The 14168-nt window shown below is 59.2% G+C and carries 14 protein-coding genes; 7 read left to right on the top strand and 7 right to left on the bottom strand.

All coding sequences use genetic code 11. The features are described from left to right. Positions 1-167 precede the first annotated feature (167 nt). From V3W49_RS03165 to V3W49_RS03140, 6 genes are all read left to right on the top strand, one after another. Positions 168-1313, top strand: coding sequence for a transglutaminase-like domain-containing protein (locus V3W49_RS03165; RefSeq protein WP_500143644.1), 1146 nt, complete (start codon positions 168-170; stop codon positions 1311-1313). Beyond that, entirely contained in the window at positions 1291-1647 is a 357-nt protein-coding gene (locus tag V3W49_RS03160) for a mercuric transporter MerT family protein (protein WP_500143642.1), read from the top strand. Before V3W49_RS03165 ends, V3W49_RS03160 begins: the two co-directional genes overlap by 23 nt. Next, a complete protein-coding gene (locus V3W49_RS03155) occupies positions 1644-1928 on the top strand; it encodes a heavy-metal-associated domain-containing protein (RefSeq protein WP_500143640.1) in 285 nt (94 codons plus the stop codon). Before V3W49_RS03160 ends, V3W49_RS03155 begins: the two co-directional genes overlap by 4 nt. A 112-nt stretch (positions 1929-2040) precedes the next feature. Next, a complete protein-coding gene (locus tag V3W49_RS03150) occupies positions 2041-3048 on the top strand; it encodes a LacI family DNA-binding transcriptional regulator (protein ID WP_500143639.1) in 1008 nt (335 codons plus the stop codon). 125 nt (positions 3049-3173) lie between these two features. After that, on the top strand, positions 3174-4625 hold the full coding sequence (nhaC, locus tag V3W49_RS03145) for a Na+/H+ antiporter NhaC (RefSeq protein ID WP_500143637.1): 1452 nt from the start codon (positions 3174-3176) through the stop codon (positions 4623-4625). A 13-nt stretch (positions 4626-4638) separates the two neighbouring features. After that, positions 4639-5799: a MalY/PatB family protein gene (locus V3W49_RS03140; RefSeq protein ID WP_500143636.1), complete on the top strand. Its 1161-nt coding sequence runs from the start codon at positions 4639-4641 to the stop codon at positions 5797-5799. A 27-nt stretch (positions 5800-5826) separates the two neighbouring features. Here V3W49_RS03140 and V3W49_RS03135 read toward each other — a convergent pair whose 3' ends face one another. The 7 genes from V3W49_RS03135 to V3W49_RS03105 all read right to left on the bottom strand — a co-directional run bounded on the left by V3W49_RS03135 (position 5827) and on the right by V3W49_RS03105 (position 13022). Beyond that, positions 5827-6501, bottom strand: coding sequence for a hypothetical protein (locus V3W49_RS03135; RefSeq protein WP_500143634.1), 675 nt, complete (start codon positions 6499-6501; stop codon positions 5827-5829). A 116-nt stretch (positions 6502-6617) separates the two neighbouring features. After that, positions 6618-8000: a purine-cytosine permease family protein gene (locus V3W49_RS03130; RefSeq protein ID WP_500143633.1), complete on the bottom strand. Its 1383-nt coding sequence runs from the start codon at positions 7998-8000 to the stop codon at positions 6618-6620. Between the two features lie 150 nt (positions 8001-8150). Continuing rightward, positions 8151-9617: an aldehyde dehydrogenase gene (locus V3W49_RS03125; RefSeq protein WP_500143632.1), complete on the bottom strand. Its 1467-nt coding sequence runs from the start codon at positions 9615-9617 to the stop codon at positions 8151-8153. Positions 9618-9630: 13 nt separating this feature from the next. Beyond that, positions 9631-10668, bottom strand: a complete 1038-nt coding sequence (locus V3W49_RS03120; RefSeq protein WP_500143630.1) for an LLM class flavin-dependent oxidoreductase — start codon at positions 10666-10668, stop codon at positions 9631-9633. Between the two features lie 18 nt (positions 10669-10686). Next, complete coding sequence (locus V3W49_RS03115; RefSeq protein WP_500143629.1) at positions 10687-11616, bottom strand: flavin reductase family protein; 930 nt, start codon at positions 11614-11616, stop codon at positions 10687-10689. Next, positions 11603-12448 (bottom strand): alpha/beta fold hydrolase, encoded by an 846-nt coding sequence (locus V3W49_RS03110; RefSeq protein WP_500143628.1) that lies wholly within the window; start codon positions 12446-12448, stop codon positions 11603-11605. Before V3W49_RS03110 ends, V3W49_RS03115 begins: the two co-directional genes overlap by 14 nt. Continuing rightward, positions 12420-13022 carry an amino acid synthesis family protein gene (locus V3W49_RS03105; RefSeq protein ID WP_500143627.1) on the bottom strand — a complete coding sequence of 201 codons (603 nt, stop codon included), beginning with the start codon at positions 13020-13022 and terminating at the stop codon, positions 12420-12422. Before V3W49_RS03105 ends, V3W49_RS03110 begins: the two co-directional genes overlap by 29 nt. A gap of 468 nt (positions 13023-13490) precedes the next feature. On the opposite strand from V3W49_RS03105, the gene V3W49_RS03100 reads away from it, so the two are divergent. After that, on the top strand, positions 13491-14165 hold the full coding sequence (locus tag V3W49_RS03100; protein ID WP_500143626.1) for a GntR family transcriptional regulator: 675 nt from the start codon (positions 13491-13493) through the stop codon (positions 14163-14165). The last annotated feature ends 3 nt before the right edge of the window (positions 14166-14168 follow it).

The following is a 14168-nucleotide window of genomic DNA, read 5'->3' as shown; positions in this document are numbered from 1 at the left end:
TAAAAAGTGCAGCGGATTTTTCTTTTTTTTCACTCTCCGTCGGCTACCGGGGCGGGAGAAAGCCATTGCAATGATTGTCCATGCGTTTCGATAGTCGCATAATAACGCCCGACCTCCGCAGGTGCGGGGTTAAGCACCAGCTTTTTCTGGTAACTAAAGGATGACGAATGGAAAGGCGTAACTTTCTCAAAGGCGCAGCGGCGCTCTCAACCCTGGGGCTGGTCAGCCCGGTCTGGTCTGAAACCAAAAGCGCTAAGCAGTCCGCCGTCTCCGCTTCCAGCCAATGGCGCCGTTTTGTCATGACCCAGACTTACGACCTAAAGGTGCCGGAAGGATCCGCAGGCAAGGTCAATCTGTGGGTGCCGGTGCCCGAGAATACCGACTTCCAGCAGCTGGTTTCTCTCTCCTTTAGCGGCAATTATCAGAAAGCCGTACTCAATGCCAATAACCGCTACGGCGCGAAGATGCTGTTCGTCACCTGGCCTGATTCCAGAGGCAAGCTGGAACTGAAGGTCGAAATGACCATTGAAACCCGCGACTGGGAAGTGCTGAAGCAGAACAAACTGGCCGACTGGCAGTTGCCGGAGCAGGATGCCGTCATTCCGGACACCATCCAGCCCTGGCTTAAAGCCACGCCGCATATCGCTATCGACGGCGTGGTTAAAGAGACCGCGCACAAGATTATCGGCGACGAAAAATCTCCGCTGAAGCAGGCTCGCCTTATCCACGACTGGGTCAGCAGCCATATGCACCGCGATGAGTCAGTGATCGGCTGCGGCACCGGCGATGTGGGCGAGATCCTGAAAACCGGCAAGCTGGGCGGCAAATGCACCGATATCAATTCGGTCTTTGTGGCACTGTGCCGCGCGGCAGGCATTCCGGCCCGCGAAATGTTCGGCATCCGTCTGGGAGCGACCCGCAAGCTGGCGAACTATTCGAAGAAGGCCTTCGGCAGCGCCGATGCCAAGGGCGTGGCGAAAATCAGCGGCGGTCAGCACTGTCGGGCCATGTTCTGGCTGGCTGGCTTTGGCTGGATACCGGCCGATCCCGCCGACGTCACCAAAATGCGGCTGGCCGAGAAGAAAGAGAACGACTCTCCGGACGTGAAGGCGGTGAACGATTACCTGTTTGGCAACTGGGAGATGAACTGGGTGGGCTTTAACTTCGGCCGTGATTTCGCCCTCTCTCCAGAAGCGGAACAGGGCGACGTTAACAACCTTGGCTATCCTTATGCGGAAGTGGACGGCGACCCGCTAAACTTCTACGATCCGGCAACATTCAGCTATGACTATGTCAGCGTCGAACGGCGTTAAGAGCGGTCTGGTGACCCTACTGGCGGCGCTGGTGGCCGCCGTCGCGTCCACGCTGTGCTGTATCGGGCCGCTGCTGTATCTGCTGTTCGGCATCTCCGCCGCCGGGCTGATTGGCATTCCGGCGCTGGACTGGCTGCAGATCCCGATGATTATTCTGTCAGTCGGCCTGATGGTGCGCGGTTTCTGGCGGCTTTATCTGTCGCCGAAGCCTATCTGCGTTAACGTGGTCAGCCGTCGGGTGCTGGAATGGCTTTACTGGCTGTCGGTCCCTTTGGTGATGCTGCTCATCACTTACCCCTGGGTTCTGCCCTGGATACTGGAAACGATGGAATGAAAAAGATAATTTGCCTGGCGCTGATGCTGATTGCCCCTCTGAGCTGGGCCGCCAACAAAAAAGTGACGCTCGATGTCAGTCAGATGACCTGCCCGCTGTGCGTTATCTCAATCAACAAAGCGCTGCGTAGCACCGATGGCGTGATTAAAGCCAAGGCGTCGATGAAAACTCATCAGGCCGATGTTATCGTGCCTGCGGATTTCGACAGCCAGAAGCTGCTGGCGGCGGTCGCCAAAACCGGCTTCAGCGCGAAAATTCACAACGAAACTGCCGTTAAGTAACCATACGGTACGCTGCGCCGGATCTCATCTCCGGCACGGCGTTCTGCCCCCCTCCTTTTCCCGGCGTACAATGCTGTTGTTCGATATTCCTTAACCGGAGAGCGGCACCGCCATGCCAACCATCAAAGATGTCGCCCGACTGGCGGGCGTTTCCACCGCCACCGTCTCAAGGGTGATCAACCAGACCGCCTGGGTGGAGCCAGCGACCCGGGAACGGGTCGAAAGAGCCATGCGCGAACTCAACTACCGCCGTAACGCGGCCGCCCTGGCGCTGGCGAAACGCAGCGGCGACATGCTCGGCCTGCTGACCGGAAATCTCGCCGATCCTTTCTTTGCCCGACTGGCGCGCGGCGTTGAAGAGGTAGCCCGACAGCACGGATTCCGCCTGATGGTGTGCAGCGGAGGCCACCAGGAAAGCATGGAGAAATCCGGCCTCGATTTTCTGATTAACCAGGGCTGTGAAGCCATTGTGGCTCACGCCAGCCGCCTGAGCGATCGCGACCTGCTGCGCTACGCCGCCCATACGCCCGGCATGGTGCTGGTAAACCGCTATATCGCCGCCATGGCTAACCGCTGCGTCTGGCTGGAAAACCGCGCCGCCGCCATGCAGGCCACCCTGCATCTGCTGGAAAACGGCCACCGCTGCATCGCCTGCGTCACCTCGGATCTGCCCATCGACGATCGCCGCCAGCGTCTGGAAGGCTACCGCGCGGCGCTGGCGCAGTACGGTATTACCCCGCCAGGAGAATGGATAATCAGCGTGCCTTTTAACGAGGAAGGCGGCGAACAAGCGGCCCGCCAGCTTCTGGACAACGGCATTCCGTTTACCGCCGCCTTTACCTTTAACGATGTCATGGCCGCCGGCATTATGCGCATCCTGCATCAGCAGGGAGTGACGCTGCCCGAACGGCTGTCGCTGGTCGGTTTCGACGACGTGGTGCTGGCCCGCTACCTGCACCCCGCCCTGACCACCATCCACTACCCGGTGGAAACCATGGCTCGTCAGGCCGGTCAGCTGGCGATCCAGCTTTATCAGGGGCGAATTCCACCACCGCGTAGCAACGGCTTCCGCGCTGAACTGGTGCTCAGAGACTCGGTCTGCTCACGGGTCAATGACTAATGATGTGATCGGGTTCATCCTTTTTACCTTCATGTAACCGGTTACATGGCAAGCCATTCGCGATCACGTTAGCCCGCCGTGATTCCCCCTACCCTGAAGTCACCTCTTCGACCTGGAGCATCAACATGAACGCGAAACAGAACAACAAAAAAACGCTATCGCTCGGGCTGGCAATATTGCCCATTGTCGCCATGCTGGCGCTGCTGATTGTCGGCTACGGCGTGGCGGGGCTGCGCATCGAGCCGCTGCTGCTATGTTCGGCAGCCATCGCAGCGGGGCTGGCGCTGTGGCAGGGCTATAGCTGGGACGAAATTATCGACTCCATCGTCAGCAAACTGGCGAAGGCGATGCCGGTGATTATGATCCTTATCTGCGTCGGCGGACTTATCGGCACCTGGATGTTTAGCGGCACTATTCCCTACATGGTTTACTGGGGCCTGAAGCTGATTAGCCCGCAGTACATTCTGATCGCCGCATTTTTTCTGACCAGCGTGGTCTCGGTCTGTACCGGTACCTCCTGGGGCTCAGCCGGTACCGTCGGGGTGGCGCTGATGGGCGTTGCCGCCGGGCTGGACGTCTCCCTGCCTGCGGCGGCAGGCGCCGTGGTTTCCGGCGCCTATTTCGGCGATAAAATCTCACCGCTTTCCGACTCCACCAACTTCGCTGCTATAGTCGCGGACACCACGCTGTTCGAACATATTCAGCATCTGCTATACACCACCATCCCCAGCTTCCTGCTGGCGGCAGGGGTCTACCTGCTGGCCGGCCATAGCGACATAATCGGCAGCGTGGCCCCCCCTCAGCGCGTCACCGATATCATCACCACGCTGGAAGGGCTGTATCACTTCAATATCGTGCTGATTCTGCCGCCGGTGCTGGTGCTGTGGGGCGCCATACGTAAAAAGCCGGTGATTCCACTGATGCTGTTCGCCTGCCTGCTGGCCATCGTGCTCGGCGTCGTAATGCAGGGACTAAGCCTGAAACAGGGGCTGGACGCCTTTATGGATGGTTTTAATATCAGCATGTTCGACCACGGCGACGCCGGTGCCGTCGCCGATGTGCCGCGCCTGCTCAATCGCGGCGGCATGTTTTCGATGATGGGCACGATCCTGCTGGTGTTCTGCGCCTTCTCTTTCGCAGGCGCCCTGACCCTGACCGGCGCCCTGACCGTGATTATCAACCGTCTGCTGACCGTTATCCGCACCACCGGCCAGCTGATCGCTGCCACCATCGGCACCACCATTCTGGTGACCGGCGCCACCAGCGACGGCAAGCTGGCGCTGCTGGTACCTGCCGAACTGTTTAAAGGCGCCTACCGACGTATGGGGCTGGATAATAAGAACCTGTCGCGTACCGTTGAAGACGCCGGCACCGTTATCGAACCGCTGTTGCCATGGACTTCTGCCGGCGTTTATATGGCCACCACCCTGGGGGTGAATACGCTGGATCTGCTTCCCTGGGCAGTTCAGTGCTATGCCGCCATATTCTTCGCACTGATTTACGGCTTTACCGGTTTTGGTATCGCCCGACTGCCGCAATCAAAGACACAGCCTCAGCCTCAACCGGTTGCGGAATAATAAGGATCGGACCATGACAGAGATTTTTGATCGGATTATTGAGCGCCGGGGCACCGGTTCGGTGAAGTGGGATGCAATGGACGGCTCCGGGCTCCCCATGTGGGTTTCCGACGTCGACTTCGCAGCGCCGCCAGCGGTGCTGGCCGCCCTGCACCAGCGGGCGGATCACGGCGTCTTCGGCTACAGCACCCGCAATCAGGCATATGACGACGCGCTGCTGGCCTGGTTTGCCGGGCGCCATAACCTGACGCTGGATCCCCAGTGGATCTGCTGCGTGGAAGGTGTGGTCCCCGGACTGGCGCTCCTGTTGCAGATGCTCAGCCAGCCCGGCGACGGCGTGGTGGTTCAGGGGCCTTACTATGGCTCGTTCGCCAAAATCATTACCCTTAACGGCCGCGCACTACTGGAAAATCCCCTGAGTGAGGATCCTCAGTTCGGCTACCGGATGGATCTCGGCCAGTTGGAGCAGTTGTTCCAGCACCACCGGCCGCCGCTAATGATTCTGTGTAATCCCCATAATCCCACCGGACGCTGCTGGTCTGCCGACGAGCTGACCCGCCTGCTGGCGCTGTGCGAACGCTACGATGTCACCCTGCTTTCCGACGAGATCTGGGCCGATCTGCTGCTGCCGGGTAACCGCTTTACCTCGGTACTGCATCTGGACGCGCGCTGGCACCGGCGCATTATCGCCGCCACCGCCCCCAGTAAGACCTTCGGCCTGTCGTCGCTGCGCCTGTCCAACTTCCTGATCCCGGATGCCACGCTGCGTCAGCGTTTTTTACAGCGCCTGGACGCTCACGGGCTGGATGTATTCAACGCCATGTCGCTAACCGCATCCACCGCGGCGTTACGCCACGGCGCCGCATGGCTGGATGCGCTGCTGGATTATCTGGCGCAAAACCGGCGCTGGTTCTGCGAGCAGGCGGCGCAGCATCTGCCCTGGGCCAGAATCCTCCCCGCCCAGGGCACCTATCTGCTGTGGATAGACTGCCGCGCCCTGGAGCTGGATGACGATACCCTGAAGCAGCAGATTGTCGAACAAGCGGGCATAATCCCTTCGATGGGCGCCAGTTTCGGCCCCACGGGACAGGGCTTTATCCGTCTCAACCTCGGCTGCCCGCGCCGCTATCTGGAGCAGGCGCTGGCAGGGCTGCGGAAAATTCAACCTGCGTAACCACGGTGCCGGACGGCACGTCCGGCATTATTTAGCGGATTTCATCTCCTGAATAACAGGATCCCGGGTTAACAGATGTCGATCCAGCGTAAACCGATAGCACTGGGTGTCATTGATTTTTAAATACATGTGGTCTGCCATTTTTGGTCCGCAAGGGGAAATAAAAGAGGCATCCGCCAGCAAAGCCGCCCGGGCGATCCAGGGGGTGGAAAATGCTGCAAGGACGGGTAATGGCACCGTGAGTATCATCATATAAATGCCACGCCGCAGTAACAACATAAAACCAGAGGATTCAATGGACTGTTTCATACCACCAGGAATAACAGGAGAAAACTGGTTATAGACTGAAACAATCATGCCCGACAGCGCGGAAGCCAGCATAATCAGCACCCAAACCAGCAGCACCGAAACAGGCACTCCCAATATTGCGGGGGAATATTTCAAATTATCTTCGCTGACGCCGCTGGCGAAACTCAGTATTTTCAGGGCGATCAGATAAGAAAAAAACCAAATCACCACATTATAAAACCTGAGGACATACGCATTTTTCAGGAAACCGAAGATCGCCCCCCGAAACGGTGCCAGCCGGATAATCCCCAGACCAAAAAGAATACAGAACGCGATATAGATATGACCGTAATACATGGCCGCCAGGGCCATACCACAAATAACCAAATCCGTTATTATCTCTTTCCTGGACATATTGTCCTGATTCCCGTTCCACTTTTCCAGGTTCTGGAATATAGCACAGGCATGCCGGCAGTTAGCTGTCACGACCTGTAAGCCAGGGGAGGAAAATATTTCCTCCCCCAATCCCGTTATTCCCGCTGCGCCCGGGTCAACCACAGTTCGGTGCGGCCATTAAACAGCGGCCAGGCGATCGCAATGGCCGCCATACTGATAATCCACGAAATATCAGTGCCAGGAACCAGTCCGGCATAGGGGCCGATAAAAAAGGCGTTCTTCATAAAGGGCAACTGCACCAGGATACCAAAGGCGTAAATGCCCAGCGCCTTACGGTTTACCCGGCCATAGCGACCGCCGTCGGCCCGGAAGATCGATTCCACATCGTAGCGCTGGCCGTGAATCAGATAGAAATCGATCAGGTTGATCATCGCCCAGGGCACCAGCACCGAGATCAGCGCCAGAATCAGGTTCAGAAACAGGTTCACAAAGTTAGCGGACGCCGCCAGCGCCACCAGCACCGAGCCAACCAGCACCACCGCGGAGCACAGTAGCCTTCCGCGAGCCGATGGACGCCACTGCGGCAGAAATGTCTGTACCGCGGTGATAAGCGACAGCACCGCACCGTAGAGATTCATGGCGTTATGGCAGATGATATTCAGCAGAAACAGCACCATCAGCAGCGGCCCCAGCCAGCCGGTAGCCTGACGCACCGCCTCCATGGCGTCGCCGGTGCCGGTGACGCTGACTGCCGACATGCCGAACAAAAACGCCAGGATAGTGCCGCAGCAGGCACCGAGCCAGGTGTACAGAAACGGTTTCAGCACCCCGCAATCTTGCGGCAGATAGCGTGAATAGTCGGAGGTATAGGGCGAGAAGCTAATCTGCCACACCGCCCCCAGACAAAAGGTGGCGAACCAGCCGGAAAGCGTAAAGCTACCGCGCCCCCAGAAATCAGCAGGCAGCGGATGGCTGTAGATCATAGCCAGCCCTGCCAGCAACGCCGCCCCCATCACCCAGGCGCCAATACGGTTAATACGGTGAATAAAGTGGTAGCCCACCGCGCCGATAAAAGTAGCGGCCGCAGCGCCGCACAGCGTGGCGCTGGTGAGGTCTACCGACGGCAGCACGTTGTGAATCACCCGGCCGGAAAGCGTAATGTTCGAGATAAAAAAGCCCAGATAGATGACCGAAGCGAAACCTATCACCAGCAGCGAGCCATAGCGGCCGAACTGCGCCCGACTCTGCACCATCTGCGGAATCCCGGCCCGCGGCCCCTGGGCGGAAGTCAGCCCCAGAAACAGACCGCCGAACAGGTGCCCCGCAACGATAGCCGTTATTGCCGACAGCACGTTAAGGTGAAACGTCAGGGTAGCCGCGGCGCCGGTTACAACCGCCAGCGGCGCGATATTGGTGCAGAACCAGAGCGTGAACAGACTACGCGGATGACCGTGCCGTTCGGCGGCAGGCACATAGTCAATAGACTTATTTTCAATAAATGCTTTCCGGGCTTGCATGGTCGCCTCCTCCGGGAAAGAAATGGGTACGGGTTCTTAGTGTTTTCCCTGACAAAAGGCCGTAGCAGACCCGGCGCGCCATGGCTCGCCTGAACTGCGGGTTACGGGGTTCCTGTTAGCGGCGCCGCGAACCGGCGCCGTGACTTCGGGTTAACGCATCACAAAGGGATCGTCGATAGGCTCATCGCTGGTGCGTAGCCATACGGTGCGGGTGGTGGTGTACTCCAGCGCGGCGCTGATGCCCCCTTCCCTCCCTGAGCCGGATTCGCCAAAGCCGCCAAATGGCGCCATCGGCGAGATAGCCCGATAGGTATTGAGCCAGACCACACCGGCCCGTATCGCCCCGGTCACCCGATGGGCGCGGGCCAGGTCCCGGGTAAAGACCCCGGCTGCCAGGCCATAGGCGCTGTCGTTGGCAAGGCGAATGGCGTCTTCTTCGTTTCGGAACGACTGAACCGCCAGCACCGGCCCGAACAGCTCGGTGTGCAAACAGGCCACGTCGCGATGACCATCACAATCCAGGATAGTCGGCGGATAGTAGTGACCGCCCTGTTCCAGCGGATAATGGCCGGTCACCAGCCGCGCCCCCTGCGCCAGAGAGCGCTCAACCACCTCTTCGATTCGCTGCTTCTGGCGGGCGGTACACAGCGGCCCGAACTGGGTGTCGGGATCGTCCGGCGCGCCGATACGGATGGCCTGTGCTTTACGGGTCAGCAACGCCAGGAAGCGCGCCTTAATGCTTTCAGCCACCAGCAGCCGCGAGCCCGCCACGCAGCTCTGACCGGAAGCGGCAAAAATCCCGGCCACCTGAGCGTTGGCGGCGCTTTCCAGATTCGCGTCATCGAACACGATAAACGGAGACTTTCCCCCCAGCTCCAGCGAAGTGCGCGCCAGGTTCTCTGCGCTGTTGCGCACAATGTGGCGCGCGGTTTCCGGCCCGCCGGTAAAGGCGATATGGTCCACCGCCGGGTGAGCACTGAGCGGCGCGCCACATTCAGCGGCAAAACCGGTTATCACATTCACCACCCCGGGCGGGAAACCGGCCTGGTCGATAAGCCGGGCGAAGGCCAGCAGCGGCGCCGGCGCCTCTTCCGACGCCTTCAGCACCACCGTACAGCCTGCGGCAAGCGCCGGCCCCAGTTTCACCGCCGACAGGAACAGCTGGCTGTTCCAGGGGACAATAGCCGCCACCACCCCCACCGGCTCACGGCGGATCCAGCTCTCCATATCCGGTTTGTCGATAGCCAGTACCCGCCCTTCAATCTTATCCGCAAGCCCGGCGTAGTAGCGGTAATATTCGGCGATATAGGCTACCTGAGCCCGGGTTTCACGAATGATCTTGCCGGTATCCAGGGTTTCCAGACGCGCCAGTTCATCGGCATTTTCTTCCAGCAGGTCTGCCAGGCGCAGCAGCAGCTTACCGCGCCCGCCAGCGGTCAGCCCACGCCAGGCCGGATCGCGAAAAGCGCGCTGCGCCGCCAGTACGGCGCGATTCACCTCGTCGCCGCGCGCTTCCGGCATTTCGGCCCAGGCCTCCCCGGTCGCCGGATTGCGGGAAACAAAGCGGGCCGCTCCCGCTTCGAAGCGGCCGTCGATATAGAGTTTAAAGGTTTCCATCGCCGCCTCTCTGTTAATGGAATTCCGGTAATACCGACTGGATAAAGCGTTCCAGCGACGCCTTTTTGCGCTCGAAGGACATGCCGCTGTCGATCCAGAACGCGAACTCGTCATAGCCCAGATCCTTGTAGCGCTTCAGGCGGGTGATCACCTCGTTCGGCGTACCAATGGCCAGGTTATTGCGCATCATCTCCGGCGTGAAGAAGGCGTTGGCGGCGATCTCCTCGTCGCTCAGCGGTTCGATCAACCCCTGGCTGACCGGACGTTCATTCTTAAACCAGGCGCCGAAGTAGTTATAGAAGCGATTAAGTTCCCGAGCCGCCTGCTGGGCGTCGGCTTCGTCTTCAGCCACATAGCCGTGCTGCAGCAGCATAATCTTCAGAGGCTGTTCCGGGGCGAACTGCGCCCTGGCCTGCTTAAAGCAGCTGACCAGACGTTCTATCTCTTCAGCGCCCTGGCTGAGCGGCGTTACCTGCACGTTACAGCCGTTTTTCACCGCAAACTCGTGGCTGTTGGGATCCCTGGCCGCCACCCAGATGGGCGGATGAGGTTGCTGCTGGGGCAGCGGCGCCGAGGTGCTGGCCGGAAACGACCAGAACTCGCCGTCGTGGGTATAATCGCCTTCCCATAGCTTTTTCACCGCCGGAATCAGCTCGCGCATCCGCTGCCCGGCATCCCAGGCGGTCAGTCCTGGCAGCATACGCTCGTATTCATACATATAAGCGCCGCGGGCGATGCCCAGCTCCAGCCGCCCGTCGGTGACGATATCGGTCATCGCCGCCTCGCCCGCCAGACGAATCGGGTGGTTGAACGGAGCCACTATGGTGCCGGTGCCCAGCCGTACCCGGGAGGTACGGCGCGCCAGATCCGCCAGGTTGATGAAGGGATTGGGGGCGATGGTGAAGTTCATAGCATGATGTTCACCGGTCCATACCGCGTGCATGCCCCCTTTATCCGCCATCTCGCACAGCTCAATCATTTCGTCATAGAGCTGACGCTGCGGCGTTTCGGCAGAGGTGCGCTCCATATGGACAAATAAAGACAGTTTCATAACGCTCTCCCGTTATCCTCAGACCGCAAATTGCTTAATAGACCCACGCTGTTCATCGCCGTAATAGAGTCCGTAATTCCCCATAGCGCTCTCGCGCACAAAGCGGTTGAGCAGCGACTTGAGCGCGAAATCCTGAACCGGCAGATCCGGAATCACCGGCAACGCCACCCACTCGCAGCCCGGTCCCGCGGGTGGACTAAGCGTCGCCCCTACCGGCAGCGCGCAGTGCAGGACGATATGCTGTTGATTGCGCTGACGATCGTTATAGACCGAGTAGACCAGCCCCGGATTTGCCGGGATCTCCAGCTCCTTAAGCAGCGCTTCCAGACTTTCGCCCACGCTGCCCCCCGCCACGGCGCGTGAAGGCAGCCGGTAGCGGCCATCCTGCTGCTTCACCATCAGGGTCTGGCCACAGGCTTCGATCAGCGCGCTGACCACCACCTCCGGCCCGGCGGCCAGATTTTCGGCGTTTTGCGTCGGCGTAAAGTACGCGCCGCGATAGTAGCCCAGCCCCGCCGTACCACAGGAATCGAAGGCCAGAACCTCGCCAATCAGGATCTGGTGATCGCCCGCGCTGATGGTCTGCCAGCGGGCGCATTCAAACCAGGCCGAACAGCCATCGATAAGCGGCATGCCGTGATCGCCTTTGCGCCATACCGTGGCGGCGAAGCGATCTTCGCCGGGGCGGGCGAAGCGCCCCGACACTTCCTTCTGCTGCTCGGAAAGAATATTGATGGCAAAGCGTTCGCCTTCGGCAAAATGGCTCAGGTTGGCCGAACGGTTATCGATGCTCACCAGCAGTAGTGGCGGGTCGAGCGATACTGATGAAAATGAGTTCGCCGTAAAGCCAATGGGCTGCTGCGCTTTATTAACGGTAGTGACCACCGTCACCCCGGTCATAAAGGCGCCGAAGGCGTCGCGTAGCTGTCTGCGCTTATCCGCGTCCATCTGTTGCTCCTTCATACTGTTGTCCGACGCGCTTCCCCTGATGTAGCGCGCCAAGAAAAGTCAGGATCTCGTCATTTACCGACTGAGGATCGGTCAGGCTCAGCATATGACGGGCATTTTTCACGATAACGGCCCGGGCGCCGGGCGCGGCCTGCGCCATCTGGTGCGCCATGGCCGGGCTTGAGTTGGCATCGTGCTCGCCGGTCATCACCAGCACCGGGCAGCCGATCTCGCCCCAGCGCCCGGCATAGGTACTGTCACCGTCAGCGAAAGCCTGATAGGCCCGGGCATAGCCCTGTCTGTCGACCTGATGCAGCCATTCGCCCACCTGACGACGCAGCGCCCGCTCGTGGGGCGCGTCGCCGAACCAGCGCGCCAGCGGCGCATCGGTCTGTCCCTGACCGTTCGCCAGCTCCAGCGCCCGGGAAAGCACGGCCTTGCGAGCCGTCGGATCGCGACGGAATACACCGCTTATCACCACCGCGTGGCTAATCCGCTGTGGATACTCAATGGCCAGACCAGCGGCAATCAACGCCCCCATGGAGTGTCCCGCCACGGCGCAAGGCCCCTGCACCAGATGGCTAATGACGGCACCGGCCCAGTGGACGTAGTCCTCAAGCACCGGAATATGGTGAAAGCCTTCGCTGGCGCCATGGCCTGGCATATCCAGCGCAATCACCCGATAGCGGCGGCTCAAAGCCTCAAACTGCGGATACCAGGCACTGGCGTTCATCCCCACGCCGTGAATCAGCACCAGCGGCGCACCCTGCCCCGCTTCCAGGTAACCGACACCTAAGTCCGGTTCAGACAGCTGCAGGGTTTTTCGAATCATGGTCTAACTCTTTTAAGTCGAGATAACGATTACCGATACGGTGATGAGGTCTGCCCCCCAGCGCCGCCCCCAGCGCCACCACGATTTCATCGCTGAACGGCGCGTCGCTGATGTTGAACTGGAAAGTCAGGTAGTGTTCGCGGCTGCCCTCGTCATTTTTCCCCATCATCGGAATAAGAATCGGCGATGCGGCAGGGCCGCGGGTATTATTAAAGGCGAGATAGCTCTTGCCTCCCACCGCCGAGCGGTAGTGGTTGCCGAAATGCAGCGTGTGGATAAGCGCCGAGGCATGCTCCAGCTCGCCGTTCAGCCCCACCACGGCACTCTTGCCAAAGGCCTGAACCCGCTCACCGGAACCGGCCTCTTTAACGATCATGCCAGTCAGCAGTTCCCCCAGAACCGGCCCCATCTCGCGGATTTTCGGCGCCAGATCCTCAACAAAGCCCTCTCCGGCCCACGGATTCTTTACCACGGCCGCGGCCGCAATCATCACCAGCGGCTCGACCGCAGCCCTGCCACCGTCGACCCAGGTGGTCTCGGTGGCGACAAAGGTCTTACGAATATCCGGATGCATAAAAACCCCCTGAAATGTAGATCAAATGTTAATCAAATGTCGCAAAGGGTATAACATCGGGTATTACGGAATGTCAAAAGTTGGTATACCATAATACGAAACACCAGATTCGATATATCACAAACCATAAACGGGGCATCAAAGGTGAATATTTCGCATTGATTTAAAAGGATTTTCACTTCTGTTCCGCGCAGGTATTCTGCGCGGGATAACCGGGCAATGCGGTAGTTTTGGCAAGAATGGAAAAATGGCCAGGTGGCGTCACAGCAAGGCGTGAAGGCGACGGCGACGATTTTCACGGCAATTTTGAATTTTGTGAGCCGTGCCGAATTTAGTCATTCACCGACACCAACTGGTCCAACGGTGCAGCGTTGCCTTCCAGCGTAAAAGGATGTTAATAGTAGCCATGGACAGGAAGAACTGGCGCTATTTCATCACGATGTTTAACGGCTCAGCATGGAGAAGATAATGATTCAGAGCCAGTCACTGAAAATAGAGAGCACTCCTACCCTGCGTGAGCTCGCGTTAACCAAAATACGCCAGGCGATTATCGCCGGTTACTTTAAAGCGGGGGATCGACTGGTTGAGCGTAACCTGAGCGATGAACTTGGCGTTAGCCGCAGCGTGGTGCGGGAAGTGATCCGTTATCTTGAAGCGGAAGGATTAATAGAGATTATCCCCAAAAAGGGGCCTATCGTCGCGATTCTGACCTGGGAGATCGCCGAGCAAATCTACAATATTCGGATGCTGCTCGAACAGGAAGCCGCCCACGACTGCGCCCTGCGCGCTACCGAGCAGGACAAAAAGCGGCTCTACGACCGGCTACTGCAGATAGACAGCGCCTCCGGCACCAGCGATGATATCCAGCGTATCGAAGCCTCCCTCGCCTTTTACGAACAGCTGTTTCACATCGCCGGGCACAGCATCGCCTGGGAGATAGTCCAGCGTCTTAACAGTCGCATCAGCCGGCTGCGCACGCTGACCCTGAAGACCCGCGAACGCCAGGTTGCCGGTTTTGAACGTATGACGCGCATCTGGCGCGCCATCGACCAGAACGATCCCATGCTTGCCCGTCAGGAAGTGATTGACCATCTGCGCGAAGCATCAAGCCTTGCCCGCCAGATTCTGGAACAGCAGGAGTAAACC

This window comes from Rosenbergiella sp. YN46 (genome assembly GCF_036620675.1).
Lineage (GTDB): Bacteria > Pseudomonadota > Gammaproteobacteria > Enterobacterales > Enterobacteriaceae > Jejubacter.
Note: the sequence above shows the minus strand (reverse complement) of the source record. Positions and strands in the feature narration are given on the sequence as shown.

Bases quoted from the DNA above. Each gene is read 5' to 3' on its own strand.
- V3W49_RS03150 (WP_500143639.1), top strand. From the start codon at position 2,041: ATGCCAACCATCAAAGATGTCGCCCGACTGGCGGGCGTTTCCACCGCC.
- V3W49_RS03130 (WP_500143633.1), bottom strand. From the start codon at position 8,000: ATGCAAGCCCGGAAAGCATTTATTGAAAATAAGTCTATTGACTATGTG.
- V3W49_RS03125 (WP_500143632.1), bottom strand. From the start codon at position 9,617: ATGGAAACCTTTAAACTCTATATCGACGGCCGCTTCGAAGCGGGAGCG.
- V3W49_RS03160 (WP_500143642.1), top strand. From the start codon at position 1,291: ATGTCAGCGTCGAACGGCGTTAAGAGCGGTCTGGTGACCCTACTGGCG.
- V3W49_RS03165 (WP_500143644.1), top strand. From the start codon at position 168: ATGGAAAGGCGTAACTTTCTCAAAGGCGCAGCGGCGCTCTCAACCCTG.
- V3W49_RS03140 (WP_500143636.1), top strand. From the start codon at position 4,639: ATGACAGAGATTTTTGATCGGATTATTGAGCGCCGGGGCACCGGTTCG.
- V3W49_RS03155 (WP_500143640.1), top strand. From the start codon at position 1,644: ATGAAAAAGATAATTTGCCTGGCGCTGATGCTGATTGCCCCTCTGAGC.
- nhaC (WP_500143637.1), top strand. From the start codon at position 3,174: ATGAACGCGAAACAGAACAACAAAAAAACGCTATCGCTCGGGCTGGCA.
- V3W49_RS03120 (WP_500143630.1), bottom strand. From the start codon at position 10,668: ATGAAACTGTCTTTATTTGTCCATATGGAGCGCACCTCTGCCGAAACG.
- V3W49_RS03115 (WP_500143629.1), bottom strand. From the start codon at position 11,616: ATGGACGCGGATAAGCGCAGACAGCTACGCGACGCCTTCGGCGCCTTT.
- V3W49_RS03100 (WP_500143626.1), top strand. From the start codon at position 13,491: ATGATTCAGAGCCAGTCACTGAAAATAGAGAGCACTCCTACCCTGCGT.
- V3W49_RS03105 (WP_500143627.1), bottom strand. From the start codon at position 13,022: ATGCATCCGGATATTCGTAAGACCTTTGTCGCCACCGAGACCACCTGG.
- V3W49_RS03110 (WP_500143628.1), bottom strand. From the start codon at position 12,448: ATGATTCGAAAAACCCTGCAGCTGTCTGAACCGGACTTAGGTGTCGGT.
- V3W49_RS03135 (WP_500143634.1), bottom strand. From the start codon at position 6,501: ATGTCCAGGAAAGAGATAATAACGGATTTGGTTATTTGTGGTATGGCC.